This window comes from Hymenobacter artigasi, from assembly GCF_012275535.1.
In the GTDB taxonomy this organism is placed as follows: Bacteria; Bacteroidota; Bacteroidia; order Cytophagales; family Hymenobacteraceae; genus Hymenobacter; species Hymenobacter artigasi.
In genome coordinates this window covers 1-26,592 of record NZ_JAAVTK010000028.1, presented here as the reverse complement: position 1 = coordinate 26,592, position 26,592 = coordinate 1, and the positions used below count along the sequence as shown (strand labels likewise).

General features: G+C 62.4%; 18 protein-coding genes. 9 read left to right on the top strand and 9 right to left on the bottom strand.

Annotated features, from left to right (window positions below):
- The first annotated feature begins 241 nt into the window (after window positions 1–241).
- Window positions 242–583 carry a hypothetical protein gene (locus HBN54_RS22720; protein ID WP_168675538.1) on the top strand — a complete coding sequence of 114 codons (342 nt, stop codon included), beginning with the start codon at window positions 242–244 and terminating at the stop codon, window positions 581–583.
- Window positions 584–648: 65 nt separating this feature from the next.
- Window positions 649–1,035 (top strand): DUF779 domain-containing protein, encoded by a 387-nt coding sequence (locus HBN54_RS22715; RefSeq protein WP_168675537.1) that lies wholly within the window; start codon window positions 649–651, stop codon window positions 1,033–1,035.
- A gap of 169 nt (window positions 1,036–1,204) precedes the next feature.
- On the opposite strand, the gene HBN54_RS22710 is transcribed toward HBN54_RS22715, so the two are convergent.
- The 6 genes from HBN54_RS22710 to HBN54_RS22685 form a co-directional block, all read right to left on the bottom strand.
- Entirely contained in the window at window positions 1,205–3,247 is a 2,043-nt protein-coding gene (locus HBN54_RS22710; RefSeq protein WP_168675536.1) for a S9 family peptidase, read from the bottom strand.
- Between the two features lie 118 nt (window positions 3,248–3,365).
- A complete protein-coding gene (locus HBN54_RS22705; protein ID WP_168675535.1) occupies window positions 3,366–3,836 on the bottom strand; it encodes a MaoC family dehydratase in 471 nt (156 codons plus the stop codon).
- Window positions 3,837–4,008: 172 nt separating this feature from the next.
- Window positions 4,009–4,788, bottom strand: coding sequence for a DUF4197 domain-containing protein (locus tag HBN54_RS22700; protein WP_168675534.1), 780 nt, complete (start codon window positions 4,786–4,788; stop codon window positions 4,009–4,011).
- A 61-nt stretch (window positions 4,789–4,849) separates the two neighbouring features.
- Window positions 4,850–5,593, bottom strand: a complete 744-nt coding sequence (locus HBN54_RS22695; RefSeq protein WP_168675533.1) for an SDR family NAD(P)-dependent oxidoreductase — start codon at window positions 5,591–5,593, stop codon at window positions 4,850–4,852.
- A gap of 147 nt (window positions 5,594–5,740) precedes the next feature.
- Window positions 5,741–7,060 (bottom strand): family 1 glycosylhydrolase, encoded by a 1,320-nt coding sequence (locus HBN54_RS22690; RefSeq protein ID WP_168675532.1) that lies wholly within the window; start codon window positions 7,058–7,060, stop codon window positions 5,741–5,743.
- 113 nt (window positions 7,061–7,173) lie between these two features.
- The gene (locus tag HBN54_RS22685) at window positions 7,174–7,779 is read right to left on the bottom strand and encodes a 2,3-bisphosphoglycerate-dependent phosphoglycerate mutase (protein ID WP_168675531.1); all 606 of its coding nucleotides are present in this window, start codon (window positions 7,777–7,779) and stop codon (window positions 7,174–7,176) included.
- A 105-nt stretch (window positions 7,780–7,884) separates the two neighbouring features.
- Here HBN54_RS22685 and HBN54_RS22680 point away from each other — a divergent pair, with 105 nt between their 5' ends.
- From HBN54_RS22680 to HBN54_RS22665, 4 genes are all read left to right on the top strand, one after another.
- Window positions 7,885–8,514, top strand: a complete 630-nt coding sequence (locus tag HBN54_RS22680) for a bifunctional 4-hydroxy-2-oxoglutarate aldolase/2-dehydro-3-deoxy-phosphogluconate aldolase (protein ID WP_168675530.1) — start codon at window positions 7,885–7,887, stop codon at window positions 8,512–8,514.
- A gap of 171 nt (window positions 8,515–8,685) precedes the next feature.
- Entirely contained in the window at window positions 8,686–9,834 is a 1,149-nt protein-coding gene (gene dgoD / locus HBN54_RS22675) for a galactonate dehydratase (protein WP_168675529.1), read from the top strand.
- A 211-nt stretch (window positions 9,835–10,045) separates the two neighbouring features.
- A complete protein-coding gene (locus HBN54_RS22670; RefSeq protein WP_168675528.1) occupies window positions 10,046–11,038 on the top strand; it encodes a 2-dehydro-3-deoxygalactonokinase in 993 nt (330 codons plus the stop codon).
- 10 nt (window positions 11,039–11,048) lie between these two features.
- On the top strand, window positions 11,049–11,918 hold the full coding sequence (locus HBN54_RS22665; RefSeq protein WP_168675527.1) for an SMP-30/gluconolactonase/LRE family protein: 870 nt from the start codon (window positions 11,049–11,051) through the stop codon (window positions 11,916–11,918).
- Between the two features lie 55 nt (window positions 11,919–11,973).
- Here HBN54_RS22665 and pbpC read toward each other — a convergent pair whose 3' ends face one another.
- A complete protein-coding gene (pbpC, locus tag HBN54_RS22660) occupies window positions 11,974–14,337 on the bottom strand; it encodes a penicillin-binding protein 1C (protein ID WP_235955675.1) in 2,364 nt (787 codons plus the stop codon).
- A 445-nt stretch (window positions 14,338–14,782) separates the two neighbouring features.
- Between pbpC and HBN54_RS22655 the strand changes: the two genes are divergently transcribed.
- Complete coding sequence (locus tag HBN54_RS22655; RefSeq protein WP_168675525.1) at window positions 14,783–17,509, top strand: S8 family serine peptidase; 2,727 nt, start codon at window positions 14,783–14,785, stop codon at window positions 17,507–17,509.
- Between the two features lie 276 nt (window positions 17,510–17,785).
- On the opposite strand, the gene HBN54_RS22650 is transcribed toward HBN54_RS22655, so the two are convergent.
- A complete protein-coding gene (locus HBN54_RS22650) occupies window positions 17,786–23,332 on the bottom strand; it encodes an alpha-2-macroglobulin family protein (protein WP_168675524.1) in 5,547 nt (1,848 codons plus the stop codon).
- Window positions 23,333–23,730: 398 nt separating this feature from the next.
- On the opposite strand from HBN54_RS22650, the gene HBN54_RS22645 reads away from it, so the two are divergent.
- Window positions 23,731–24,858: a sensor histidine kinase gene (locus tag HBN54_RS22645; RefSeq protein WP_168675523.1), complete on the top strand. Its 1,128-nt coding sequence runs from the start codon at window positions 23,731–23,733 to the stop codon at window positions 24,856–24,858.
- Window positions 24,859–24,957: 99 nt separating this feature from the next.
- Here the strand turns inward: HBN54_RS22645 and HBN54_RS22640 are convergent, their stop codons facing one another.
- Complete coding sequence (locus HBN54_RS22640) at window positions 24,958–25,653, bottom strand: HAD family hydrolase (protein ID WP_168675522.1); 696 nt, start codon at window positions 25,651–25,653, stop codon at window positions 24,958–24,960.
- Between the two features lie 136 nt (window positions 25,654–25,789).
- On the opposite strand from HBN54_RS22640, the gene HBN54_RS22635 reads away from it, so the two are divergent.
- The gene (locus HBN54_RS22635) at window positions 25,790–26,419 is read left to right on the top strand and encodes a CatA-like O-acetyltransferase (RefSeq protein ID WP_168675521.1); all 630 of its coding nucleotides are present in this window, start codon (window positions 25,790–25,792) and stop codon (window positions 26,417–26,419) included.
- The last annotated feature ends 173 nt before the right edge of the window (window positions 26,420–26,592 follow it).

The following is a 26,592-nucleotide window of genomic DNA, read 5'->3' as shown; positions in this document are numbered from 1 at the left end:
TTGCGACAAGCCTGGGCCGTGGTGGCAAACGAATGTGCTTTTGACCCGAATCATCATCTTTTAATTGCTTCTTAAACACAGTTCATGCTGAGCGCCGCCGAAGCATCTCTACCGCGCCCCCGGCCGGTAAAGCTGCAGAAAGAAGCTCGGCATGACGTTCTTTTTTAAGTAGCCACCCGTGTCGCTACGCATCTTTTGCCTTGGCGCTGCGTCTTCATTAGCAGCACTAAGCACCACGACCATGAAAAGCCTTTTGCTAAGTTCCATCCTGCTGTGCGGTTTCTCATCTCAGGCACAGACACTGCCGGTTCCGGGAGCCAAAAATCCGGACTGGAAGCTGGAAAAAACAGAATCCCGGCCCAACGCCGAGCCATCGGACATTCAACCCGGTGTTGACCGCATGCCCAATGCTGCCCAGCGCAGCATTGCCAGCGCCGACAACCGCCACCAATGGTGGGATGGTACCCGCCAGCTCGCTTACGAGTGGCTAAGCCGCCCCGGCTCCGGCACCATAGCGCCTGATAAGTCAGTCGCGGTGCGTGAGGAGCGAACCGGCAATACGTACATTTTTCGCCGTCGCTAGAGCAGTTACGGCAATCATTTTTGGCTGGCCCTAAATACGGCAAGCTAAAGCTTACCTCACAACTTATGCCCACCCCCCGCGTCCTCGTAACTACCGCCGCCGAAGCCACCATCGACCTGCTCCGCGACGAGCACGGCCCGCTCATGTTCCACCAAAGCGGCGGGTGCTGCGACGGCTCCTCGCCCATGTGCTTTGCCAAGGGCGAGTTTCGGGTGGGCGGCAACGATACCTGGCTGGGCCGTATTCACGGCTGCGACTTCTTCATGAGCGCCAGCCAGTTCGAGTACTGGAAACACACCCAGCTCACGGTGGACGTGGTGAAGGGCCGGGGCGCGAGCTTCTCGCTGGAAATCCCGCTCGGCGTGCGGTTTCTGATTCGCTCGCGGCTGTTTACCGAGGACGAGGAAAAGGACATGGAGCCGGTGTTTGCGGGGGATGAAGTGCCGGCGTAACCTCACCCCCTGACCCCCTCTCCAAAAAAGAGGGGGCACCGGTGCAGACCAAGAGAAAAAATAAAAGAGGGCTCAGCGCAATTCGCTGGGCCCTCTTTTGAATGAAACTTAATCAGGAGCATTTCCGGTGCCCCCTCTTTTTTGGAGAGGGGGTCAGGGGGTGAGGTTACTACTTCACGTTCGCCTTCGTCACCAGCTGCACTGTTTTGGGGTCTACCGTGATTTCCTCCAGGCGCTTGGCCACGGCGGGGCTCATGCTTTCCTGGTAGCGGCCGTGCAGGTGGCCGGCAAGGAACTTCTCGGAGGCCGCAAACATGGCCATATTGTTCACGGGGCGGGCGAAGCCGTGGCCCTCGTCGGGGGCCAGCAGGTACTGCACGGGGTAGTTGCGGTCGCGCAGGGCCACCACAATCTGGTCGGCTTCGGCCTTGTTCACGCGGGGGTCGTTGGCACCCTGCACCACCATGAGCGGGGTTCTGATTTTATTGGCCGAGCCCAGAGGCGACATGCGGTCGAGGGCCGCCCGGCCTTCGGGGGTGCCGGGGTCGGCCATGCGGGCGTACATCTGCTTGCGGCCGGCTTCCCAGTAGGGCGGAATGGCGTTGAGCAGCGTGGTGAGGTTGGACGGGGCCACGATGGCCACGGCGGCGCTGTACAAATCGGGGGTGAAGGCCACGCCGGCCAGCGTGGCATAGCCGCCATACGAGCCGCCCATGATGCCCACCCGCTTGGGGTCGGCAATGCCCTGGGCCACCAGGTACTTCACGCCCCAAGTCAGGTCATCCTGCATTTTGCGGCCCCACTCGCCGTTGCCGGCGTTCAGGAATTGCTTGCCGTAGCCGGTGCTGGCCCGGAAGTTGGGCGACAGCACGGCGTAGCCCCGGTTAGCCAGAAACTGGGCCATGGTGTTGAAGCCGTAGACGTCGCGCCCCCAGGGCCCGCCGTGGGGCAGAATGATGACGGGCAGGTTTTTGGCCGCCACGCCCTTGGGCAGGGTCAGGTAGGCCGGGATTTCGAGGCCGTCCGACGACTTGTAGCGCACCACTTTCATATCGGCCAGGTCGGCCGCTTTCAGTTTGGGCCGGGTTTCGTACTGTTTGCTGAGCTGCTTGGTCTGGCGGTCGAACAGGTAGGCCACGCTGGGCTGGGTGGCCGAGCTGGCCGACAGCAGCCACAGCCGCTCGTCGGTGGTGTGCGATACGGGGTACACATCGAGGCCGGGCAGCTGCCGGCTCACGGCGGCAAAATCCTGCTCAAAGGCTTTGTCCTTCCACACGCGGCGCATGCGGTCGTCCTCGAAGCTCACGTACACCGGCTCGTGGGTCTTTTCCGACAGCGCGAGGCTACCCACGTCCACGCGTTTCAGCGGGTCGGCCTGGTAGGGTTGTTCCTGGCCGGTAACGGGGTCGAGGAGCACGATTTCGGCTAGGTTGCGCGAACCTTTGTTAGTGGCCAGGTAGACGTGCTGGTTGTCTTTGGCGAAGCCTTCCACGGCGCTCTGCTCGTCAATGGACGTCTTGTAAAAGGGCGTCATTTGCTCGCCCTCCACGCGCAGCCATTCGGTACTGCCGTCGGGGTTCGAGCGGGCCGCCAGGCGCAGCTGGTCGTTCCAGTCGAATACCCAGTCGCCGATGCGGTCGTTGTTCTGGCGCACCAGGGTTTTCTCGCCGGTGGTCAGGTTCAACTTGTACAGGTCGTGCCAGGCCTTGTCGCGGTCGTTCAGGCCGATGTAGAGCGTGTTGGGGTCGGTGAGGGGCGCGTTGACAATCTGCACCCGTACGCCCTTCAGGCCGGTGAGGTCGCGGGCGGTGGGCACGGCCTGGCCTGCGGGCAGGGCCTCGGCCGGGTTCACGGCGTAGATGTTGAAATTCTCGTCGCCGGCCTTGTCCTGGCTGTAGAGCAGGTACTTGCCGTCGCGGCTCCAGAAGTAGCTGCGCACCGGACGGGCCTGGTCGTTGGTCATGGGCCGGGCCTTGTCGAAGGTCTCGTTCAGCCCCTTCACCCAGATGTTGCGGGTGCCGTTGTAGGGCCGGATGAAGGACAGAAACTTGCCATCGGGCGAGAGCTGCGCCCCCGAAATCTCGGGGTCACCGAACAGCAGCTCGCGGTCGATGAGCGGGGGCTGGCTGCCCGTTTTGGCGGTTTGGGCCACGCCGACCTGCGGAGTGGCCAAAGCCAGCAGCAGGCCCAAACCCAAAAGAAGACGTTTCATAAGCATTTGCAGAAAAAGATGAATATTTCTGCCAATTTAACCAAAAAAATGACCGGACGGCGTGAGCTATCCGGTCATTCCTATTTGTCGCCACAATAAGCGTAGCTATGCTATATTTCTATTGCTCCTGAAAGTGGTATAAGAACGTAATTACGCCGGTATACGCCGGCTTTTTCACGCCCTCAATTTCCAGCGATACTTCAATGCGGGTCTTGGCAATGCCGCGCAGGTTGGCCACCGACAGCAGCTTGGCGTGCAGGCGCACGGCGCTGTTCACGGTCACGGCCTGGTTGAAGCGCAGGCTCTCGATTTCGTAGTTCACCTGCATTTTCAGGTTCTCGATGGTCACAATTTGCTGCCACAGGTAGGGCAGCAGCGCCACCGTGAGGTAGCCGTGGGCAATGGTGGCCTTGAAGGGCGATTCTACCGCAGCGCGCTCGGCATCGGTATGAATCCACTGAAAATCGAGGGTGGCGGCGGCAAACTGATTGATTTGCTCCTGCGTGATGGTGTGGTAGCCGGATGCGCCCAGCTCCTGGCCGGTGTGCGCTTCGAGTTCGGCAAGGCTGCCAATGGTAAGGATGGACATAAAAGGCAAGTGGCGTACGGTTGCGAATAAAGGGCCGCAAACATACGCCACTGGTTTGGTACCCCGGTCAGACCGCCCTAGGCGGTCTGACCGGTTGTTGTAACAAGATTTCGTTCTCTCTTCAACCGGTCAGACCGCCTAGGGCGGTCAGACCGGGGCGTACCAGCCCCACCTAGCTGCGGCCGCCGAACACGCGGCGCAGCAGCTCGGTAGTGCGGGCCACGGGGTTTTCGCGGATGTTGGCTTCTTCCTGGGCGATGAGCGTGAACAGGCCATCGACGGCTTTGCCGGTGGCGTACTGGTTCAAATCAGGCTCCACTTTCTGTACCAGCGGCAGCTGGTTGTAGCTGCCGGCCAGCTGGGTGTAGTAGCGCGTGGCCCCCACCTGGTCGAGGCTTTTCTGCATGATGGGCGAGAAGGCTGTGACCAGCTGCGTGGAGGTGGTGCGCTTCAGAAACTGCGTGGCGGCGTCCTTCTGACCGGTCAGGATATTCCAGACATCGGAAAACGTGAGGCTTTTGATGGCCGAGATGAAAATGGGCTTAGCACTTTTGGCCGCGTCCTCCGCGCCCCGGTTCAGGCTCAGTTCGAACTTGTCGACCTGGCTGCCCAGGCCAATGCTGCGCAGCGTGGTGGCCACGCGCTGGGCATCGGGCGGGAAGGGAATGCGGATGAGGCGGTTGAGGTAGAAGCCATCGGTCTGGGAAGCCTGGTCGGCCCCTTTGCCGATGCCCTGCAGCAGCGCTTCCTTGAGGCCGTTGGCCGCGTCGGCGTTGCTGAGGCCGGCAATGCTGCCGCTGCCCGTGGTGCTGGTGTTGCCTGAGGTGCTGCCTGGCAGTTTGATGCCCCCGGGCAGCTTGATGCCGCCCAGGTTGGGCAGGCGGAACTGGGCCGATGCACTGAAAGAACTAGCCGAAAGCAGCAGCAGGGCCGCGAGAGTGAAGGTTTTCATAGGATGAGCGCCACGGCGGAAGAGCCCGGCAATGGGCGCAGTGCAAGGGCCGTGCCGGATGCTAGAGCCGGTTGAGCCGGCCGCCGTCTACGCGCACTTCGGCTCCCTGCACAAAGACGGCATCATCCGAAGCGAGGTAGGCGATGATGGCGGCTACGTCCTCGGGCTTGCCCACATCGGCCTTATCAATGATTTCGACGCCGGATTTCACGTTCGGATTTTCCCAGAGCATGGGCGTGTCGATGGCCCCGGGCAGGACGACGTTGGTGCGGATGCCCTTCGGCTTGCCTTCGAGCGCCGACGAGCGGGTGAGCGACAGCATGGCCGCCTTCGCCGCCGCATAAGGGGCCACCAGCGGACTGGTTTCGATGGCGTGAATGCTGGACACGTTCACGATGCTGCCGCCCGGCTTCATGTGCAGAAAAGCCTGCTTGGTGAAGTAGAATGCGCCCAGCAGGTCCACGTTCAGAATGCGCAGCCAGTCGTCGCCGGTCAGCTCCTCCAGGGCTTTGAACTGCATGAGGCCGGCGTTGTTCACCACCGCATCCAGGCGCCCGAACTGGGCCAACGTAGCGGCCACGGTGGCTTCTACCTGGGCCTCCACGGCCACGTTGCACAGGCTGGCCAGCACCTCGGGCGCGCCGGCGGCCTGCACCTCGGGCACGGCGGCATCGAGGTTGGCCTGGTTGTAGTCGGCGAGTACCACGCGGGCCCCTTCGGCGGCCAGGCGCCGGGCCGTGGCCAGGCCGATGCCGCTGGCACCGCCGGTAATGAGAACGACTTTATCCTGGAAGCGAAGGGGCATGGGGAGGGAGGAAAGGAGGCGATTGATTGAAACTGGGTGTCATCCTGAGCGCAGCGAAGGACCTTCTCACACTCGTGACGATTGAATTACTGCAAACTGTTCTGACGTGAAAAGGTCCTTCGCTGCGCTCAGGATGACGATGTGGACCTACGCGGCATCAGCAGTAGTCGAATTGGCCGGTTTGGTGGACGTATCGGCGCTGTCGGCTTTGGCGTTGGCTTTTTGCTCCCGGGCCCAGGCGGCGTTGCTGGCCTGGGGCATCACGATGGGCACTTGCAGGCACACGCTTTGGGCGGGCAGCACCTGGCGCCAGTCGGCGATGAGGTGCTTGTAGGCCGTGCCCACGGGCCGGATGTTGCGGTCGAGGTCGTAGAGGCCCACGGGGTTCAGGCGGCCGTTGTTTTCGCGCAGAGCGGTGTCCCAGTCCACCTGGTCGGTGAGGGAGTACCAGGTGAAGCCCACCATGGGCACGCCGTCGTTGCGCACGCGCAGCACGTTGGCCCACTCTTTCCAGAGCCAGTTCACGGCTTCGTCGCCGTTTGGGCCCTGCCAAATGTTGGTTTCGGTGTGCATCACGGGCAGGCGGTAGCGGTCGTGGTACTGCGTGGTGATGACGTGGTAGCCGAAAATCTCGCCCGAGGCGCGGGTGCTGCCATCGGCCGCCACGCGGTGCTCGTTGGTGTAGTAATAATCGTTGCCCATGATGCAATGGTGCTTCATCTTGTTTTTCAGGAAGAAGTGGTACTCTTCGCGGGTCATGCCGTTGTCCGTCAGGAATTCGTACATGCTTGAATTCACGCGGCGGCCGTAGTTCAAATCCAGCGACAGAAACCGCTCGGAGTTCATGGTTTCGGCCGGGCCGATGGCGGCCGGGTTCTCGGCATGGAAATATTCCGACGACTCGCTCTGGATGAAAATGGCATCGGGCCGCACTTCTAATATGGCGCTCATGGCCAGCACGTTGGCCTTCACAATGTACTTGAGGGCCGTCACGAAGGACTTATCGCCGGTCAGCTGCTCGTTCCACCAGCCGTAGCGGGCCGAAAACACGGCGCAGATGTACATCTCGTTCACCGGCGTGTAGAGCTGCACCCACGGAAACCGCTGGGCAAACGCCTTGGCATACTGCGCAAACAGCACCGGAAAATCGGGGTTCTGGAAGTTGCCAATCCAGTCGGGTACCCCAAAGTGGCACAGGTCCACGATGGGCGAGATGTTGCGCCGCAGCAGGTCCTGAAACGTCACATCGGCAAAGCTCCAGTCGTACTTGCCCGGCCCCAGAAACGTGGTGTGAATGGGCGGCCCGTAGCGCAGGAACTTGATGCCCAGCTCATCAACAAGGTCGAAATCCTTCTGCCAGAGCTTGTAGTGGTTGCATTTTTCCAGCTCATCCACGCGGTGCCGGCCGTTCTGGATGGTGGGGTTGCTGTTTTCGATGCCGGTGGCGAAAAGGAACTGAGGACCCATGAGCGAAGGAAAGGTGATGGGAGGCCGCCGAGGTGGGCAACCCGGTCTGTATCCATCGGTTTACTCCTTTCGCCGGGTTCACGTTACGTTCATGGGCCCTGCGGCCGGCGCGGCTACAGCAGCCGCCGCTCCATAATCTTCAGCCGCGCATCGAACGCATACACGCAGATGCCGCCCGTCACAATTTCCAGCGACTCGACTTCCTCCGGCGTGAGGTGTTCCAGGTACATACGCAGCCCGCGCAAGGTGTTGCCGTGCGACACCACCAGAATATCCTGGCCGGCACGCAGCTTCGGGGCAATCTCGGCCTCAAAGTATTTCACGGCCCGGGCCTGGGTTTGCTGCAGGCTTTCGCCGCCGGGCGGGGGCACGGCGTAGCTGCGCCGCCAGCTATCAATCTGGGCCTGGCCGTATTTCAGGGCTGTTTCGGCTTTGTTGAGGCCCTGCAAATCGCCGTACATGCGTTCCCGCAGGGCTCCGGCGTGGTGCACGGGAATGGTGGCCCAGGCTGGCCGTGCCACAATGATGTCGAGCGTGCGCTCGGCCCGAATCAGGTCGGAGCTGTAGGCCGCGTCGAAGTGGTAGCCGCGCAGCTTTTCGGCCACGGTGTGGGCCTCGGCCTCGCCGGTGGGGCTCAGGGGCACGTCGAGCCAGCCGGTGAAGACATTGGCCAAGTTGGAAGTCGATTCGCCGTGTCGGACGAGCACCAGGTTGGCCATGGGGGAGGGGAAAAGGACGAGCCGCCGGCCGCCGGGCCTAACCTGCGTTCGTGGTTCTACGTTGCCAGGAAGGCGCAATGATGCGCGCCCCGTTCTGTAGTCTGCATGAACCCACTGGCCCACATTCTCGAACACAAGGTAATCGCCATCGTGCGCGGAGCCGACCCCCGGAGCCTGCTGCGCATTGCCCGGGCCCTGCACGCCGGTGGCGTGCGCCTGATGGAAGTGACGCTGAACTCGCCCGGCGCGCTGGCTTCGATTGAGGAGGTTGCCGGGGCGATGGAAGGCAAGCTGCTGGTGGGGGCCGGCACCGTGCTCGACCCCGAAACGGCCCGTGCCGCCCTGCTGGCCGGGGCGAAATACATCATATCGCCCACCCTCAACAAAAAAACCATTCGCCTGACCAAGCGCTACGGGGCCGTGAGCATCCCCGGGGCCTACACCGCCACCGAGATTCTGAAGGCCTACGAATACGGCGGCGACATCATCAAAGTATTTCCGGCCTCGGCCAGCGGCGCGGGCTATTTCAAGGACATTGCCGGGCCGCTGCCCTTCATTCCACTCATGCCCACGGGCGGCGTTTCGCTGGATAATATCAAGGCCTTTAAGGAGGCCGGGGCGGTAGCCTTCGGCCTGGGCAGCGCGCTGGTTGATACCAAGCAGGCGGTTACGGAGGAGTACCTGACGCAGCTTACGGAGCGGGCGCGGGCGTTTGTGGCGGCGGTGGCGGGGTAAACCAGCCTGCTGGAACGGATAGAGAAACGGTCATGCTGAGCGCAGCCGAAGCATCTCTACCGCTTCGTTGCAATAGTATTGATTACTTGCGCGGTAGAGATGCTTCGGCTGCGCTCAGCATGACGTTCTTTTTTCGTTCCAGATTTCGGTTGCCTCGTTTCAAACCACCCCATGAAAATCACCCGCTTTGAACTCTTTCAGGTACCGCCGCGCTGGCTGTTTCTCAAAATTGAAACCGACACCGGCTTCGTGGGCTGGGGCGAGCCCGTGATTGAGGGGAAGGCCGCCACCGTGGCCGCTGCCGTGACGGAATTGATGGAGAATTTAATCGGCAAAGACCCGCTCCACATCGAAGACCATTGGCAGGTGATGTACCGGGGCGGCTTCTACCGGGGCGGGCCCATTTTGATGTCGGCCATCGCGGGCATCGACCAGGCGCTGTGGGACATTAAGGGCAAGTACCACGATGCGCCGATTTACCAATTGCTGGGCGGCCCGGTGCGCGACAAAATGCGCGTCTATTCCTGGATTGGCGGCGACCGGCCCGAGCACGTAGGCGCGGCGGCCGCCGACATGGTGGCCAAGGGCTTCACCGCCATCAAGATGAACGCCACCGACGAAATGGCCTACGTCGATTCCTACGTGAAGATTGACGCCGTGGTGGCCCGCGTGGCGGCCGTGCGGTCAGCCGGCGGGCCGGGGCTGGGCATCGGCATCGACTTCCACGGGCGGGTGCACAAAACCATGGCCAAGGTGCTGGCCCACGAGCTGGAAGCCTACCGCCCCATGTTCATCGAGGAGCCCGTGCTGCCCGAGAACAACGAGGCCCTGCGCGAGATTGCCCGGCACACCAGCATCCCCATCGCCACCGGCGAGCGCATGTTTTCGCGCTGGGATTTCAAGCAGCTGCTCATCGATGGCTACGTCGACATCATTCAGCCCGATGTATCGCACGCCGGCGGCATCACCGAGTGCAAAAAAATCATCGGCATGGCCGAGGCGTTTGATGTGGCCGCCGCGCCGCACTGCCCGCTGGGGCCCATTGCGCTGGCCGCCTGCCTGCAGGTCGATGCCTCGTGCCACAATGCTTTCATTCAAGAGCAAAGCCTGGGTATTCACTACAATAAGGAGAATGATTTGCTTGATTACCTGGTTGATAAGTCGGTGTTCGACTACGAGGCCGGGCACTGCCGCATTCCCGGTGGGCCGGGGCTGGGCATCGAAATCAACGAAGAATACGTGCGGAGCCGCGCCGCCATTGGCCACAACTGGCACAATCCCATTTGGCGGAATGAGGATGGCAGCGTGGCAGAATGGTAGCCCATCACTCCCCTCCTCAGCCGAGGAGGGGACGCTGCCGCGAAGCGGCAGCTGGGGTGGTTGACCTCGTTGAACGACCTCCAAACAACCTCCCAAACGACCCCCGCACGATGCGGCCGCGAGCCGTTCAACGAAGCAACCACCCCCGTTTCAGCTTTGCTGAAACATCCCCTCCTCGGCTGAGGAGGGGAGTACTGTTCAATCCTCCGCTATGAATCCCACTACCACCTTCCTCAGCTGCGACTGGGGCACCACCGCCTTCCGCCTGCGGCTGGTGGAGCGTGAAACCCTGAATGTTCTGGCCGAGGAAAGCTCGAAGCAGGGCAACGCGGCCACGGCCAAAGCGTGGCAGCAGGCCGTGCAGCCGCCGGAGCAGCGCGTGGCGTTTTACCTGGCCATCGTGCGGCAGCACATTCAGCAGCTGGAAGCAGTGGCCGGAACCGCGCTGGCGGGCGTGCCCGTGGTGATTTTGGGCATGGCTTCGTCTACCATCGGCATGGCGGAGCTGCCGTACAAAGCGCTGCCCTTCGCGGTCGATGGCTCGGATTTGCTCACCCAAACCATTGCCCCGACGGCCGATTTCCCGCATCCCGTTTTGCTGATTTCGGGCGTGCGGAGCGCCGATGACGTGATGCGCGGCGAGGAAGTGCAGCTGGTGGGCTGCGGGTTCGAAAACACGCCCGAGGAGCAGCTTTTCCTGCATCCTGGCACCCACGCCAAGCACGTAACGGTGCAAAATGGCCAGGCCACCACCCTGAAAACCTACATGACCGGGGAGCTTTTCGCGCTGCTTTCTACCCAAAGCATCCTGGCGGCCTCGGTGGAAGCCGGGGGCACGCTCACGGCGGGCCGGCACCAGCAATGGTTTGCCCGGGGCGTGCTGGAAGGCCAGCAGGCCAACCTGCTGCACAACGCTTTTATGGTGCGGACCAACGACTTATTCAGCCAGAATAGCAAGTCTGAAAACTACTTCTACCTGAGCGGCCTGCTCATTGGCAGCGAGTGCCACGAACTGCTGGCCCACCGCCCGGCCCGCATTGTGCTGGCCGGCGAGCCCGTGCTGGTGGACCTCTACGGCGCAGCCCTGCGCGTGCTGGGCATCGCCCATAAGTGTCCGGTAACCACCAAAACTGCCGAAGAAGTGACCCTGAACGGCCAGCTGGCCGTGTTGAAGCAGCACCTTGCCACCTTGCCCACCGTGTAAATAACCCGTTATGCAGGCCGAATCCATTCTTCATGCGCAGGCAGCTTTGGGCGAAGGAGCCCTCTGGAACCCGGAAACGGCCGAACTGTATTGGGTCGATATTGAGGGCCGGGCGCTGCACGTTTTCGACCCCGCCACGGGCCACGACCGGCCCTACCCCGTGGGCAAGCGCATTGGCACGGTGGTGCCCCGGCGCGGTGGCCGCGCCCTAGTGGCCCTGCAAACCGGCATTCACGAAATCGACCTGGCCACCGGCCTGCTCACCCGCCTGGCCCACCCCCTAACGGACGAGCACCTGCGCTTCAACGACGGCAAGTGCGACCCGGCGGGCCGCCTCTGGGTGGGCACGTTCGATATGCTGCTGCGCCCGCACGCCGGCACCCTCTACCGCTTCGACCCCGATGGCAGCACGCACGTTATGCTGCGCCGCATCACCAACTCCAACGGCATCGCGTGGTCATCGGACCGCACCACGATGTACTATATCGACACACCCACGCTCGCCGTGCAGGCGTTCGACTACGACAACGCCACCGGCAGCATTGCCAACCCGCGCGTCGTCGTCCGTTTCGCCGAGGCCGAGGGCTGGCCCGATGGCATGACCATCGACGCGGAAGGCAAGCTCTGGGTCGCGCTGTGGGGCGGCGGCCGCGTGCAGCGCTACGACCCCATCACGGGGGCATTGCTGCAGGTCATCACCGTGCCCGCGCCGTTCACTTCGTCGTGCGCCTTTGGCGGGTCGGGGCTGGAAACGCTGTTCATCACCTCGGCGCGGGGCGGCCTCACCCCGCAGCAAGCGGCGGATTTTCCGCTCAGCGGCGACGTTTTTGCGGTGCGGCCCGGCGTAGCGGGCGTGCCAGCCTGCTTTTTTGGGGGATAATCCCGCTGTAGCGTAAGCTTTAGCTTGTGCCCGCCTGCACAAGCTAAAGCTTACGCTACAGCTCCGCCACCTGCAGTTGAATATCCACGTTGCGGCCGTGGTCGTCGGCGCAGGATATTTTGACGGTCCCGCTGGGCGGACGGAAAAAGACCCGCTCGGTGGCCGACGCGGCCCGTAGAAATCGGTCGTTCACGTACCAGAAAACCTGGCGCACCTCGCTGCCCGCCGCGCAGCTCAGCAGCATCTGCTGCTTGTCGTGGCGGTCGAGCACGTACTCGGCATGGTCGAGGGGCGAGGTGATGGCCAGGGCTGCGCCCGCGCCATCCTCACCACCGCGCACGAGGCGGCAGGCGGGGTTGTGCGGCGGCAGGCGGCTGGCGGGCAACCCCTGCGCCTCCCGGAAGGCCAGCACTTCCAGCAGCGGGTTGAGGAATAACTGCCGTCGGAAACCGGCCGCCGGCACGCAGGCCCGGCAGTAGGCAATCGTGCCATCGGCCGATACCAGGGCTTCTTTCTGGTGCTCACAGTGCCGGGCCGAGGAGGTGCCGGGCAGGTAGTAGTCGATGAGCTGGTTGGGGCAATGCTCGCCGGGCACCAAGCCGGTTTCGGCGCAGACGAGGCGGAAATCGAGCGTGGCGGGCGGCACGGCCCAGTTGTTGGGCGAGTTGTAGGCGAGCGTGTTGAACAGGTCGAAGAGCAGGGGTGAGGCCACATCGGCCCCGGTGAGGGCCGGGCTGCCCTGCCCGCTGAAGTTGCCCACCCACACGCCGATGGTGTAATCGGCATTGTAGCCGATGCTCCAGGCGTCGCGGCGGCCGTAGCTGGTGCCGGTTTTCCAGGCGATTTTGGGGAGGTGGCGGCTGTTTTGGTAGCCCATCGGGAGGTCGGGGCGGGTGCGCTGGGCGAGGATGTCGGTAATGAGAAAGGCGGCGGCCTTTGACACTAGTTGGTCGCCCTCCGCGTTCACCTCACCCCCCCGGCCCCCCTCTCCCGCGGAGCGGGGGGAGCCAGACGACAGCGCAACGGAATCGTCAGGCTCCCCCCTCTCCGCGGGAGAGGGGGGCCGGGGGGGTGAGGTGAGCCGCAAGCGCCGCCACTTCCCGCCACTCGCCAGCGCGGCATACAGCCCCGTCAGTTCCTCCAGCGTCGCGCCGCAGCCGCCGAGAATCGTGCTCAGCCCCAACCTTGGCGCCGCTTTGGCCACGCTTTTGAACCCGGCCGCCCGCAGCTTATCGGTGAAAACGGGCACGCCCACATCGGCCAGAATCCGCACGGCCGGAATGTTGAGCGAGTACGTCAGGGCCCGCTCTACGGTCACTTCGCCGGCGCAGCTTTTATCGAAATTCTCGGGGCGGAAGCCGCTGAAATTGGTGGGCACGTCGGGCAGCTTCAGCTTCGGCGTGATGATGCCTCTATCCACGGCCAGGGCGTAGAGAAAGGGCTTGAGCGTGCTGCCCGGCGAGCGAATGGCCCGCACGCCATCGACCTGCCCGCTGCTGGCATTATCCTGAAAATCGGCGGAACCTACGTAAGCCTCCACGGTGCGGGTGCGGTTGTTCATGACCAGCACGGCGGCCTGGGTGATGCCCAGCTCGCGCAGGCGGCGCACGTAGTTTTTGGTCAGGTCCTCGGCTTTGGCCTGGGGGCTGCGGCGTAGGGTGGAATGGATGATGGGCTGGCCGGGAAACTGCGTGACCAGCCGGCGCGCCAGGTGCGGGGCCAGCGTGGGCGCAGCGTGGCGCTGCGCGTCCAGCGGCTCGTTCAGGGCATCCTCAATGTCCTGGTTTGGGAACAGATGCTGCTGCCGGAACTGCCGCAGCCAGCGGTTTCTTTCGGCCAATATCAACGCGTTGTTCTTGCCCAAAACCAATAGGCGGGGCTGGTTGGGGATAATGGCCAGCGTAACCGTCTGGGCCAGGGAGAGGTAATCGGGCGGCTGCTGGAAATAGAGCAGCGCGGCCGATTTTACGCCTTCGATGTTGCCGCCGTAGGGCACCAGGTTCAGGTAGAGCTGCAGAATCTCGGCCTTGCTGTAATGGGCCTCCAGCTGCGTGGCGCGCAGCATTTCCTTCAGCTTATTGCCAAAGGTGCGCTCTTTGGGTTCCAGCAGGCGGGCCACCTGCATGGTGATGGTACTGGCCCCGGTGGTGCGCCCGGTGCGGAAAATATTGCGTCCGGCGGCCTGTAGTATCGCCACCGGATTTACGCCGAAATGGTAGTGGAAGTACCGGTCTTCCTTGTTGATAATGGCCTGTTGCAGCGCGGGCGTTATCTCGGCCAGCTCGGTTTTCATCCGCCACTTCTGGGTGGGGTTCAGGTAGGCGTGGAGCACGCTGCCATCGGCGGCCAGCACGATGGGGGAGTAGCGCGGGGCGGGCGGCAGGGGAAAGAGGCGGTCGAGGCCCACGAGCAGGAGCAATGCCCCGGTTAGCCCCCAAAATAGCCATTTGCCCTGCCGCCGATTCATGACGAAAGATAGCGCAAACCCCCGGCAAACCCGGGAGAGCGTGCCATTTGCGCTAATGAAGGCTGCCCCGCCCGGGTTGCCTGCCTAGTCGCCGGACTTGATTTGCATACATTGATACAGTAAAAAACGCATTATTCAATTAAAAGCGCGATATTGTACGGTAATGGCAACTATTTGTTGATTGATAAAAGATATTTTTAATAAAATAAAGAAAGATTAAAGAAATAGCAATTCATGGTAAATCCGTTGAAGATAGTGGCTCGTAGGTAGTGGCGTAGCCTTCAGGAATATCAGTAATGCCCTTGCGCTGGGCCCGGCGCAACAATTGGCTTGCCGCATATCCTTGCCCGACTACTGCAATACCTCACCAACCCACACGCTATTTCCACACGCTTACATGAAAAACAAAATTCTCCTTACCCTGCTCGCTGCGGGGATTAGTGGCACTGCATTTGGCCAGGCCGTCGTAGACCCCGAGTTGCGCACAGCCCTTGCCAGCAGTCCGGTTGCCCAGGTAATCGTAACTTTTAACGGGAGTGGAGCGCCGCAAGCTTCGCAGCTGCTGGCCCTGCAGCAGCTGGGCATCACGCGTGGCATTACCATGCAGGCGCTGCCCATTGCCGGCGTATTGGCTACGGCCGCCCAGGTAAATGCGCTGGCCGCCAACCCGGCCGTGCGCTCGCTGTTCATCAACAAACAGCTCGATTACGAAAACTACGACGACACCAACCTGACCGGCGTGAAGCGCCTGCGCCTCGACCAGCAAATGACGGCCCGCAACAACGGGACGCCGGTTTCCGGGCGCGGCATTGGTGTGCTCATCAACGACAGCGGCGTGGACGGCACCCACGATGACATCAAGCTCGGCACGCACCTGGTGCAGAATACGCTGGGCTCCACCAACCTCAACTCGCTGAATGCCATGCTGCCCGTGACCTACGTGGAAGGCGTGCCGAACACCGATAACAACTCGGGCCACGGCACGCACTGCGCCGGTACGGTGGGCGGCAACGGCGCGCGGTCGGGCGGCAAGTACGAGGGCGTGGCCCCCGGCGCTTCGCTGCTGGGCTACGGCTCGGGCGGCGCGCTGCTGGTGCTCGATGCCATTGGCGGCTTCGACTATGCGCTCACGCACCAGTTCCAGTACAACATCCGGGTTATCAGCAACTCCTTTGGCTCGTCGGGCACCTTCAACCCCAGCGACCCGCTGAACGTGGCCACCAAGCGCTGCTACGACCGCAACATGGTGGTGGTGTTTGCCGCCGGCAACTCCGGCCCCGGTGCCGATACGCACAACCCCTACGCCATTGCGCCCTGGACCATTTCGGTGGCCGCCGGCGACAAGAACGGCCTGCTCGCCAGCTTCTCCTCGCGGGGGGTAAAGAACCAGGGCGGCACGTTCCAGGTAGATGGCCAGACCTGGACCTATAAGAACGAGCCCGTGATTACGGCGCCCGGCGTGGACGTGGTTTCGACCCGCACGCAGGGCCCGATACCGCTGCTGGGTGCCCAGACCGATGCCGCCGTGCTCACGCCGGCCGAGCTGCCCTTCTACACCGTGCTGAGCGGCACTTCGATGGCCACGCCCCACACGGCCGGCGTCATTGCCCTCATTCTGGAAGCCAAGCCGTCGATGTCGCCCGCCCAAGTGAAGGAGCTGTTGCAGAAAACCGCCACCAACATGCCCGGCCGCGAGTCGTGGGAAGTAGGCGCGGGCTATGTGAATGCCTACGCTGCGGTGGACCGCGCCTTCCGGGGTACCAACTTCGGCGCTACCGTGAACAGCACCCGCACTTTCAGCAGCAGCGTGAACTCGCTGGCTGCGGTTAGCAACTTCACCGTAAAATATAACCCCGCCACCACGGCTTCGAATCAGTTCACCTTCAGCGTGCCCAGCGGCGTGAACAGCCTGGAGGCCAGCATCAACACGTACGGAATCGAAGGCCAGACCGGTAATACGGTCAACCTGATTGTGCTCGACCCCACCGGCAAGCAGTACCGCTCGGGCATTCCCGCCGAGTTCACGCTCACGCCCGGCCGGAGCGTAGCCGTGGCCTCGCCCATGGCCGGCACCTGGACGCTGAAAGTAGATGGCCTGAACGGCGTGGCAGCTCCCGAGGACATTGATGGCAAGATTACCATGCAAACCCCCGCTGGCACCACCAACCTGGGCGACATTGCCGGCAACCCCGCCGAAGCTTCCATCATCATGGCCGTGACCAACCGCCTCGTCGATGGCCTCTCGAACGGCTTCAAACCGAGCCAGCCCCTCACCCGCCTGCAGCTGGCTGACTACCTGCTGATGGGCCAGGGCGTGCGCCAATACCAGCCCACCGATGGCTCGCGCACGTTCAGCGATGTATCGTCGGCCACGGATATTCTCCTGACGGAGTCGGTAGCGGCTCGTGGCGCGGCCATCCGCGACCGGTACCAGCAGTTTAACGGCGTGATGGTGCCCACCGCCAACGGTTCGTTTGCGCCCAGTGGCCAGGTTAGCCGCGCTTCGCTGGCCTACTCGCTGGTGCAGGCCCTGGGCTTCCAGACGCAGGCCCTGGCCCGCAACGGCAAGGCCGTAACGGTGAACTACAACGGCGCTAAGGTGGCCGTTGATGATGCCGCCACCATTCCCGCCGGCCTGGAAGGCTACGTAAGCATTGCTCTGGAGCTCAACCTCATCAATGCCTACTTCTCGGTAACGCAGGGTCCCTACGACCTGCAGCCGGTGGTGCACGCTACCTTCAAGCCCACGCAGTCGGTAACGCGGGGTGAGTTTGCGGTTATCGTCACCCGCACCTTCCCGCAGTACAATGCCGTTACTCAGCCTGCTGCTGCCGCTCGCGGTACTTCGGGCACCAGCACGGCCGCTCTGACGCCCGAAACGGCTGCTTACCCCAATCCCTTCAGCGGAACTACCACCATCAGCTACTACCTGGCTCAGCAGGGCCCGGTGAGCGTGGATGTGTACAATACGTTGGGTGCCAAGGTGAAAACGCTGGTGGTTGATACCCAGGATGCCGGCTACCACGAAGTGAAGTTTGATGGCCGCGAGATGGCCCGCGGTACTTACCTGTTCAAGGTGAAAACCAGCGAGTCGGTTTCGACCAAGCGCATGGTGCTGCAATAAGCAGTAACATGGCAAACCGCTAAAAAAGGCGGCCTGCTCTCCGGAGCAGGCCGCCTTTTTTTGTGTTCTGGCAGGCGCAACTGCCTGACACTGGCGCGAGTTTAGCGCAGCGTAACTCGTGCCGGCCATCCGGGCGAGGCTGTGCCTCGCATAAGAACAAGTTGCCTGAACGGTACCGTTGGCGCAGCACCGCATTGCCGCTGGCGCGGCATGGTAGGCACAGCCTCCCGGCCATGACTGGCACAAGTTACGCTGCGCTAAACTCGCGCCAGCGCACTACCGCACCCGCACCGTTCCCGCCCCATTGTAGCTGTGGTAGTCTGCGTTATACATCGCGTCGGCATTCACCGGGCCCAGCTTGAAGGTGCCTTTTGAAACGGCGCGGCACAAGTAATAGAACGACTTCGGCTTGCTCGTAGCGGTGGTGAACAGGTTAATCCGGTCATCGCGCACGTCCAGATAATCGGGCGTGGCGGCGTCCTTCGCCCAGCTCAATTCGCGCAAAGGCCCGATGCGCGGGTTCTCGATTTCCAGCCCCGCCGGGAGCAAATCGGTGATGGCAACGTTCTTGACCTGGCCGGCTGATTCGGCGGATTCGAGGGTGATTTTTACGACCACCAAATCGTTCTGGCGGAAGACGGGGGCGCCCAGCGGCACGCCGTCGCGGTTCAGGAACTGGCGGCGGACTTTCAGGAAGCTGTCTTCCTCGTGGACCTGGCCGCTGGCCGAGATGCCTTCGGTTTCCCAGTAGTAGTAGAGGCTGCCGCTTCCGGCGGTGCGGATGCTCACGTTGCGGTTGGCTACGTTGCGTAGCGTCAAGTCTTTGCCATCGAACTTCCCGGCCGGCTTGCCGTCAATGAGCAGGCTGGCGGTGGCGGTGCTGCGGGCATTTTGGCGGGCTATTTTGCCGAGGGCCAGCAGGGCGAAGGCGCGCTCCTGGGTGCTGAGCCAGCTGGCCGCCTTCATCTGGCGGCTGAGCTGGCGGGCGATGCCGGGGATTTGCGGGTTATTGGGGTCGGTGCTGACGAGGGCGTTGAGGACCAAGCCCTCGTCGCGGATGGGCGAGTAGAACGAGCCGTCGAGGGCGCGGTGGGTGGGGCGCTGCGGGCCGAACTGCTGGGGTAGCAGCTCGCGGTAGGCGCGCTGGTTGCCCAGGATGCTCTGGGTGCAGGCCAGCAGGAACTTGGAGTCTTCGGCCAGCAGGGGGCGGTTGGCGCGGTAGTAGCTCATGGCCACGGGGTCCTGGCGGCCGGCCAGGGCCAGCACGTAGAGCGAGTAGGCGATTTCCTTGCTTGCTATGGTGCGCTCGCGGGCAATGTTGTTGGCGTCGAAGTACTGGTAGGGCTCGGTTTCGCGCTTTTTGAGGCGGAACTGGAGGTATTTCAGGGTTTTGTCGAGCACGGATTTATTGACCGCGAAGCCGGCCTGCTGGGCTTCCTGCAGGAAATGGGCGGCGTAGGCGGTGGCCCACCAGTTGTCGTAGTCGCCGCCCGGCCAGTAGCTCAGGCTGCCGTTGTAGAGCTGCATGCTCTCGATTTTGCGGATGGCTTCCTGAACGTGGTAGTTCGGATTGTAGCGCTGGGCTTTGGCCGCCGCGCCGGTTTTCTGCTGCAAGGTGGCCGCCAAATCGGCGTAGTAGAGCTGCGGGAAGGCGGCCGACACGGTTTGCTCCAGGCAGCCGTAGGGGTATTGCAGCAGGTAGCGCAAATCCTTGCTGAACTCCGTGAGCGGCGAACGGCTCACCACCAGCCTACTGCTAAGCGAGGTGGGCAGGAAATCGGTTTTCAGGTTGAGCGGGAGCGTGGCCCCGCCGGCAATCACGCCGCTGCCGGTGCGCTTTTCGAGCGAGGCGGCGGGGCGGATTGGGAGTTCAATGGTTTCGGTGAAAGTTTCGAATCCTTTAGCACCAGAAGCAGACGCAGCTGTCGCTTCAACTTTGATGGTTTCGCTGCCAATGCTGTTCCCTGCAATGAAGCTGAATTGAACTCTGCGTTCGGCATTTGGTGCTAGCGTCACGGTATAAGGTAGATTCAATTTGCTGAAAGGATGAGCACGCAGCAGGTTATTGGTTAACTGTGCGACAACTCCAACTTTCATTTCCTTGCCCGTCGTATTCGTCAGCGTCACTGGCACGTCAATCGTGTCGCCGGGGCTTAAGAAACGCGGCAGCGCCGTGGAAATCACCACCGGGTCGGCCACCTTCATCGTGAATTCGGCCGAGCCGAAGGCATCGTCTTTGTAGGCCACGGCCATGATGCGGAGCGCCCCGCTGAACTGCGGCACGCGCACCCGGTAGCGCAGCTTGCCTTCCGCATCGGCGGTGAGCAGGCCGCTCCATTCCGATACCAGTTTCACGCGGCGATTGGGCACGGGGTTGGTGCGGCGGGCCAGGTCGGCGGCGTCGCCCCCGCTGCTGCTGCTGCCGAGTTCGGGTAGGAGGAAGGGGTACACATCGAAGGCCGATACTTCCAGAGCCCGTTTCTGGTAGAAGTAGGCGTGCGGGTCGGGCGTCTGGTAATTGGTGCGTTGCAGAATGCCCTCGTCCACCACGGCCAGGGTGAGCTGGGCGCGGGGCGCGGTGGTGATTTCCACGGTTTGCCAGGTCTGGGAGCGGCTGGTGGCGGGCGCGGCAATGGCCACAGGCAGTCGCGAATCGGCCTTTTCCACGGTCAGGGGCAGGAAGCCGCGGGCCACGGTGAGGGGCAGGCGGTCCTGGGCGGTGTGGGCGCGCACGGCGGTGGCGGTCACGTACACGTTGGGGACGTGCCCGGCCTTGATGGGGATTTTGACCTCGGCCGCCTTGCCGTCGGTGGTCACGTAGAAATGGTCGAGCACGTTGGCTCGTTCCACCGTCACCAGAATGCGGCCGGCGAAGGGCGATTTCAGCAGCAGATTGGCCGTTTCGCCGGGCGCGTATTTGGGCTTGTCGGCCTCGATGGTCACCTCGCCCTCGTTGTTCACCTCGAAGGAATTGGCCTGGGTATCGCCGTAGCCGTAGGCGTAAAACCGCTGCGTGACGTAGCTGCTGGCGCCTGGCCGGCTCACGCGCACCTCGTATTCGCCCGAGTAAATGGGGGTGAAGCTGAAGCTGGTTTCGGCCCCCACGGCGCGGCTTTGGCTCAGAATCACCTGGTCGCGCTGCTGCGAATTGTACACGTAGCGGCCACCTTGGCGCTCCAGCACGGTTTCCCAGAGCCGGCGCACCACCTTGATGTCGGCCTGCGCCGAAGTCGGTTTGCCGGCCGGGGTGAGGGCCAGCAGCTTCACCGTGAGGGCCTGCTTGGTGCTGATGAGGTCGGGCAGGTTGCCGATGCCGAACATCGTGGCCTGGGTTTGCACGTCGAAGGTGGCGAGGCGGTTCACGGGCCGGCCGGTTTCGTCGAACACCGTGGCGAAGGCCACGCCTTCGAGCGTGCCGAGGTCGCGGTAGTCGGGCACGGTGTAGGCGGCGGTGCCGTGGCCGGCAGCGTCGGTCATGCCTTCGCGCACGGTTTTCTCGAAGCGCGAGGTGAGGGCGCTTTCGCTGGCTTCGCCGTCCTCGTTAGTAGTCCGGCGCTTCTCGCCGCTATTGATGGTGAAGCTGTAGTCGGGGTATTTCGGGGCCGAAAACATCTTCTGCTTGAGCGAGAATTCGACCTCAAACTTGCGGTCGGCGGCGGGCGGGCCGAAGAGGTTCACGGCCGTGATGCTGGCCGTCACATCCTGGCCCGGTTTCACGGTTTTGGGCGCAGCCGTCACGGTCACCTTCAGGCGGTCGGGGATGAATTCCTCGACGCTGATTTGGCGCGAGGTCAGCAGCACGTCGTTGCCAGTGAGCACCTCCATCGTGTAGAGGCCCGTCATGATGGTGGGTGGCAGAATAAAGCGGCTTTCGAAGCTGCCCGCCGCGCCCAGCTTCTGCTGCAGGCTGCTGTATTCCTTGCCGCTGGGCAGCAGCAGGCGAATTTTCATCGGCAGGCCGGTGGGCGGGCTTTTCCAGTCCTCGGTGCGGATAACGGTGTTGGTCCGCACCGTGTCGCCGGGTCGGTACAGGTTACGGTCGCCGTACAGAAACGCCTGGTAATGCGCCGCGTTCGAGGTCAGCCCGCCCACGGCAAAGCGCGAGGTTTCGACCCGGCTTTTGGTCAAATCCAGAAAGGAAAAGTCGGCATCCTTCACGGCCGTAATCATGCCCAGCGTGAAGCGCTTCATGCTAGCCGCCGAGTCGAACTGCGCCACGCCGGATTTGTCCGTCGTGGTCGTGCCAATCACCTGATTGTTCGAGCTCACGAGGTTCACCGTTACCCCGCTCAGCGGCTGCGCCGTGCGGATGGAATTGGCGAAAACCACCGTGCCGCCCGTGGCGCCCTGCTTCACAATCAGGCCGAGGTCCGTCACGGCCACCAGCTTGCTCACCTGCAGCCACTGCCGCTCCGTATCCTGCACGCGGATAACGTACATGCCCTTCATCGGCCCCTGAAATTCGAGGTCTTTCAGGTTGAGATTGAGCAGGCGCAGGCCGCCTTCCTTGGGCAGCCCATCCACGGAGATGGTGCGCTCCGACAGCACGTTGCCAATGCTTTCGGTGTCGTAATACTGGAAGCTGCGGTCGATGTAGTCACCATTCTCGTCGGTGTTCGATTCGCGAGGCTCGTCCTCATCGTATTCGGGGTAGCCGTACTGCTTTTCGCCGCGCAGCAGCTGCTGAATATTATTGGCGTACACCTTGGCAATGGTCACCTTCACCTTGGCCACTTCGTTGATGCGCAAACCCAGGTTCCGGTTCCCCAGCGCATCGAGGTACATGGCCTTGTCGCTGCTCGTAAAGCTCAGGCTCGGCCGCTCATCACCGAAGGAAACGGCCTGACTGAATGCTTCACTAAGCCGCCCGCCCAGCACGCCATTAGCGCCGGCAAGCAGGCTGATTTGATAGGTTTTGCCCACTTCAAACCCGCCGCGCAGGGTAAAGCCGCTTTCGAGCGCCTCTATGGTGTAGGCCACGGCCGGTGTCACTTTCACGGTGGCCTGCGCGTCTTCTACGCGCATGGGCTGGGTCAGCAGCACCGTCACCACGGGCTGCCCATTGAGCAGCGAGCCGGTGAGCTCGCGCACGGCCAGCGTGCTTTGGTCGGGGATTTCGGCTTGGGCGCTGAGGACTTTTTCGGTGGCTTTGGTGCCAGCCGCCGGGCGCAGGCCGGGGGCAATGTCGATGCGAACCGGCGTGCCTGCCTGCACGTCCTGCATAAACGTGAGAGCTACCATCGCATCCGGCTCGGCCGAATTCACTTCCACCGCCACGGGCTTGCCGCCCTGCGTCACGGTCAGGCGCGACTTCACGTCGGCGGGCCGCACGGGGTAGTTGAATACCAGATTAGCGCGTAATTCCGCCGTGCCCGCCGCCCGCTTCGAGCTGCCGTAGAACACCTGCGGCGCGGCCATACTCAGATATGGCGTGTGGAACTTGGGCCGGTTCAGGGCCAGCTGCTGCTTGCCGCTGGGCAGGGTTTCGGGGCGCAATTCGGCCTTGAATACCGTGCTGGGCCGGAAGGGCTCCAGCGGCGAAAAGGTCAGCTCCCGGTCGCCGGTCCACTTAAACTTGCCGCGAATGTTGGGCGAGAACGTGACGAAGCGCGTGGTGTCCCAGCGGTTCTGCCGGGCCTCGTCCACCACCTTTTCATCGAAGGTAAAAACCAGGTTGGCGTAGGGGTCGATTTCGTCGCCGTCGGTGGTGGCGGCCGTTTCGGCGGCCTGTTCCCGGGCGGATTTTTTGGAGCACGATGAAGCGGCCAGCAGCGCCAGCAAAAACAGCATCGGGTGGAAGCGAAACCAGGGAAAGGGCGACATAAAAAGCAGTAGTGTAGAAACGCCGAAAGGTAGACAAATCAGGGTTTAAAATTCGATTTTCCCTATCCTGGAGCAGTTTTCGGATTTGTGTACATCTTAGGAGGCCAGCAGGCAGTAGCGCGAACGTTGTAGTTCGCGTCCCCGCGCCATCAGAGCCGTTCTAATGGCGCAGGGACGCGAACTACAACGTTCGCGCTACGTGCACACGAACCTGAAAACCGCTCTAAGGCGTTTTTATGCGCTGGGATGAAGTAGTAGCCTTGTTTCGGCTAACGGCCCTGTTCTGCCGGGGCCGGCGCAAGCCCTTGCACCTTTCTTATGTGCCCGAAGTTATACCGTTCCCGTAAATGACCCCAACCGTTGTGCAACTGCATAATGCTGTAAATCAATTATTTTTAATGTCTGACTTCGCCAGCTTCTTTCTCGACCAGGCGGAAGCCAGTCACCACGTGCAGTTTGTGTACGACCTCGCGGCCCGCCGCATCGTGTTCGTCAACGCCGCCTACCAAACCGTATTGCACGGCAGCCTGAAAGGGGTAAATGCCGAGCTGCCGGCCCTGCTCCAGCGCCTGCACCCCGACGACCTGGCCTACATTGCCCACTATTGGGCCCGATGGGTGCAAAACGAGGTAGCCGATGAGGTAGAAGTGCGCCTCCAGACGCCTGGCAAGCCCAACCAATGGTTCTGCCTCACGCCCTCGTATCAGGAAATCGATGGTCGCGTGCTGCTGGGCGGCACCCTGCGCGACGTGAGCGTGATGAAGCGCTACCAGGAAAACGCCGACCTGTTCAACAGCCGTAAAAACGCCACGCTGGAGATTCTCTCGCACGATTTGAGCGGCGCTTTCATCATGGTGCAGCAAGTTGCGGAGTTCCTGCACGAGGAAGTGGTGGCGCCGGACAATAGCCGTATTCCCGAAATGCTGCAAGTGCTCGAAGCCACCAGCCGCGACAGCGTAAAGATGATTCGTGAGCTTGTCAACATCGAGTTTCTGACCTCGGCCAACTCCGACCTCAAGGTAAACCGGGTCGATATCGGGGCCATCCTGCGGGTGCCGCTCGACCAGCTCCAGCGCGGGCAGCGGCTGCTGGGCCACCACTTCACCTACACCCTGCCCGACGAGCCGATATACGCGAACCTGGACGTCAATAAGTTCACGCAGGTGCTTATTAACCTGGTGGGCAACGCTTTCAAGTTCACGCCCGATGCCGGCCACGTTGCGGTGCACATCGCGCCCGGTCCCGGCAGCGTACTCATTCACGTGGTCGATGACGGGGTTGGAATTCCGCTGGCCATGCAGCCCTACCTGTTCGAACGGTTCACCAAGGCCCGGCGGCCGGGCCTGCGCGGCGAAGTCACCACCGGCCTGGGCCTGGCGCTGTGCAAAACCATTGTAGAGTGGCACCACGGCACCATTTCCGTCGATAGCACCGAAGGCATCGGCAGCACCTTCACCGTAGAAGTTCCGCGCTCGGAAGCCATCGGCAGCCTCATCCCGGCCGCCCTGGTCGAACTCGACGCGTAAGGGGTTCGTGGGAATGGGTCGGTTTTAAGTAGTGGTGCGAAAGTAGACCGTCATGCTTCGCGGCGCTCTGCATAACGGTCTGGTTTATTGCTGACACTGCTATCCCACCAGCGCCAGCACCTCCCGCAGCCGCTCCACCGCCCGAAACTCCACTTCCGCCAGCCGCTCGGCGGGTACGTATTCGTGAATCCAGTTGGCGTGGTAGGGCACGTGGATGGCCGAAAATCCCAGCTTGGCCACTGGCAAAATGTCGGATTTCAGCGAGTTGCCAATCATCACGAAGTTCTCGGGCGTGATGTTGAGGCGGGCAAACAAGCGGCGGTAAGTCGGCTCGTCCTTCTCGCTTACGATTTCGACGTGGTCGAAGAAGTCGCCCAGGCCGGAGCGGGCTATTTTGCTTTCCTGGTCGAACAGGTCGCCTTTGGTGAGCAGCAGCAGCCGGTGGCCACGCTCTTTCAACTCCGTGAGCACTTCCACCACATCGGGCAGCGGCTCGATGGGGAAGCGCAGCAGGTCCTTGCCCAAATCCAGAATCCGCTGGATTTCGTGGCCGTGCACCGCCCCGTCGGAGAGTTGAATTGAAGTTTCAATCATCGACAGCATAAACGCCTTGGCCCCGTAACCAAAGAGCAGCATGTTGGCCCGCTGCACATCGTACAGGTGGGCGTTGATGGTGGCATGGTCGGCATACGGGGCCAGAATCTGGAGCAGCTGGGCCTCCACGTGGTCAAAGTGCGGCTGGCAGGGCCAGAGCGTATCGTCGGCGTCGAAGGCGATGAAGGTTTGGGCAGGCATAGGGGAAATTGAACGATGTAGGGGCGGGGCTTGTCCCCGCCCGCCGTTGAACGGTGCCGTTGTGATGGCGCGACCGGCGGGCGGGGGCAAGCCCCGCCCCTACACAACGCTACAAAGCTACCGACCTTTGCCCCCCATGAAGCACCTGATTGACCTCGAAACCTGGCCGCGCCGCGAGCATTTCGCCTTTTTCTCATCTTTCGAAGAGCCCTTCTTCGGCCTCACGGCCAATGTGGATTGCACCGCCGCCCAGGCCGAAGCCAAGCGGCTGGGCGTGTCGTTTTTCCTCTACTACCTCTACCACGCCCTCGAAGCGGCCAACGAAGTGGAAGCCTTCCGCTACCGCGTCGAAAACGGCCAGGTTTTCCTCTACGACCGCATTCACGCCTCCGCCACCCTCGGCCGGCCCGACCACACGTTCGCCTTCTCCTTCATCGAGCAGAATAACTCTCTGCAAGGCTTCATTGCTAATGCCGAGGCCGAAATTGCGGCCGTGCAGGCCAGCACCGGCCTGCGCCTGAGCGACACCACCGGCCGCCCCGATACCGTGCACTGCTCGGCCCTGCCGTGGGTGCGCTTTACCGGGCTCACGCACGCCCGCAGCTTCACCTACCCGGATAGCTGCCCCAAAATCTCCTTCGGCCAGGTATTCAGCGAAGGCAATACCCGGCAAATGCCCGTGTCCGTCAACCTGCACCACGGCCTCGGCGACGGCTACCACGTCGGCCTGTTCCTGGCCGCATTCCAGCGCCGGCTGGCGGTGTAGAGACGCATCTTTGCGTCTTGCCGTTGAAAGACCGTAGTCGTACCGTTCGCATATTACCGTTCAACGACGAGACGCAAAGATGCGATTTCTATGATTCAGGCAAGGGCCGTGGCATATTTTTCGTCATATTTTCGCTGGTTCAGGGCACAGGCAAAGAGCAGGTGCACGAGTTT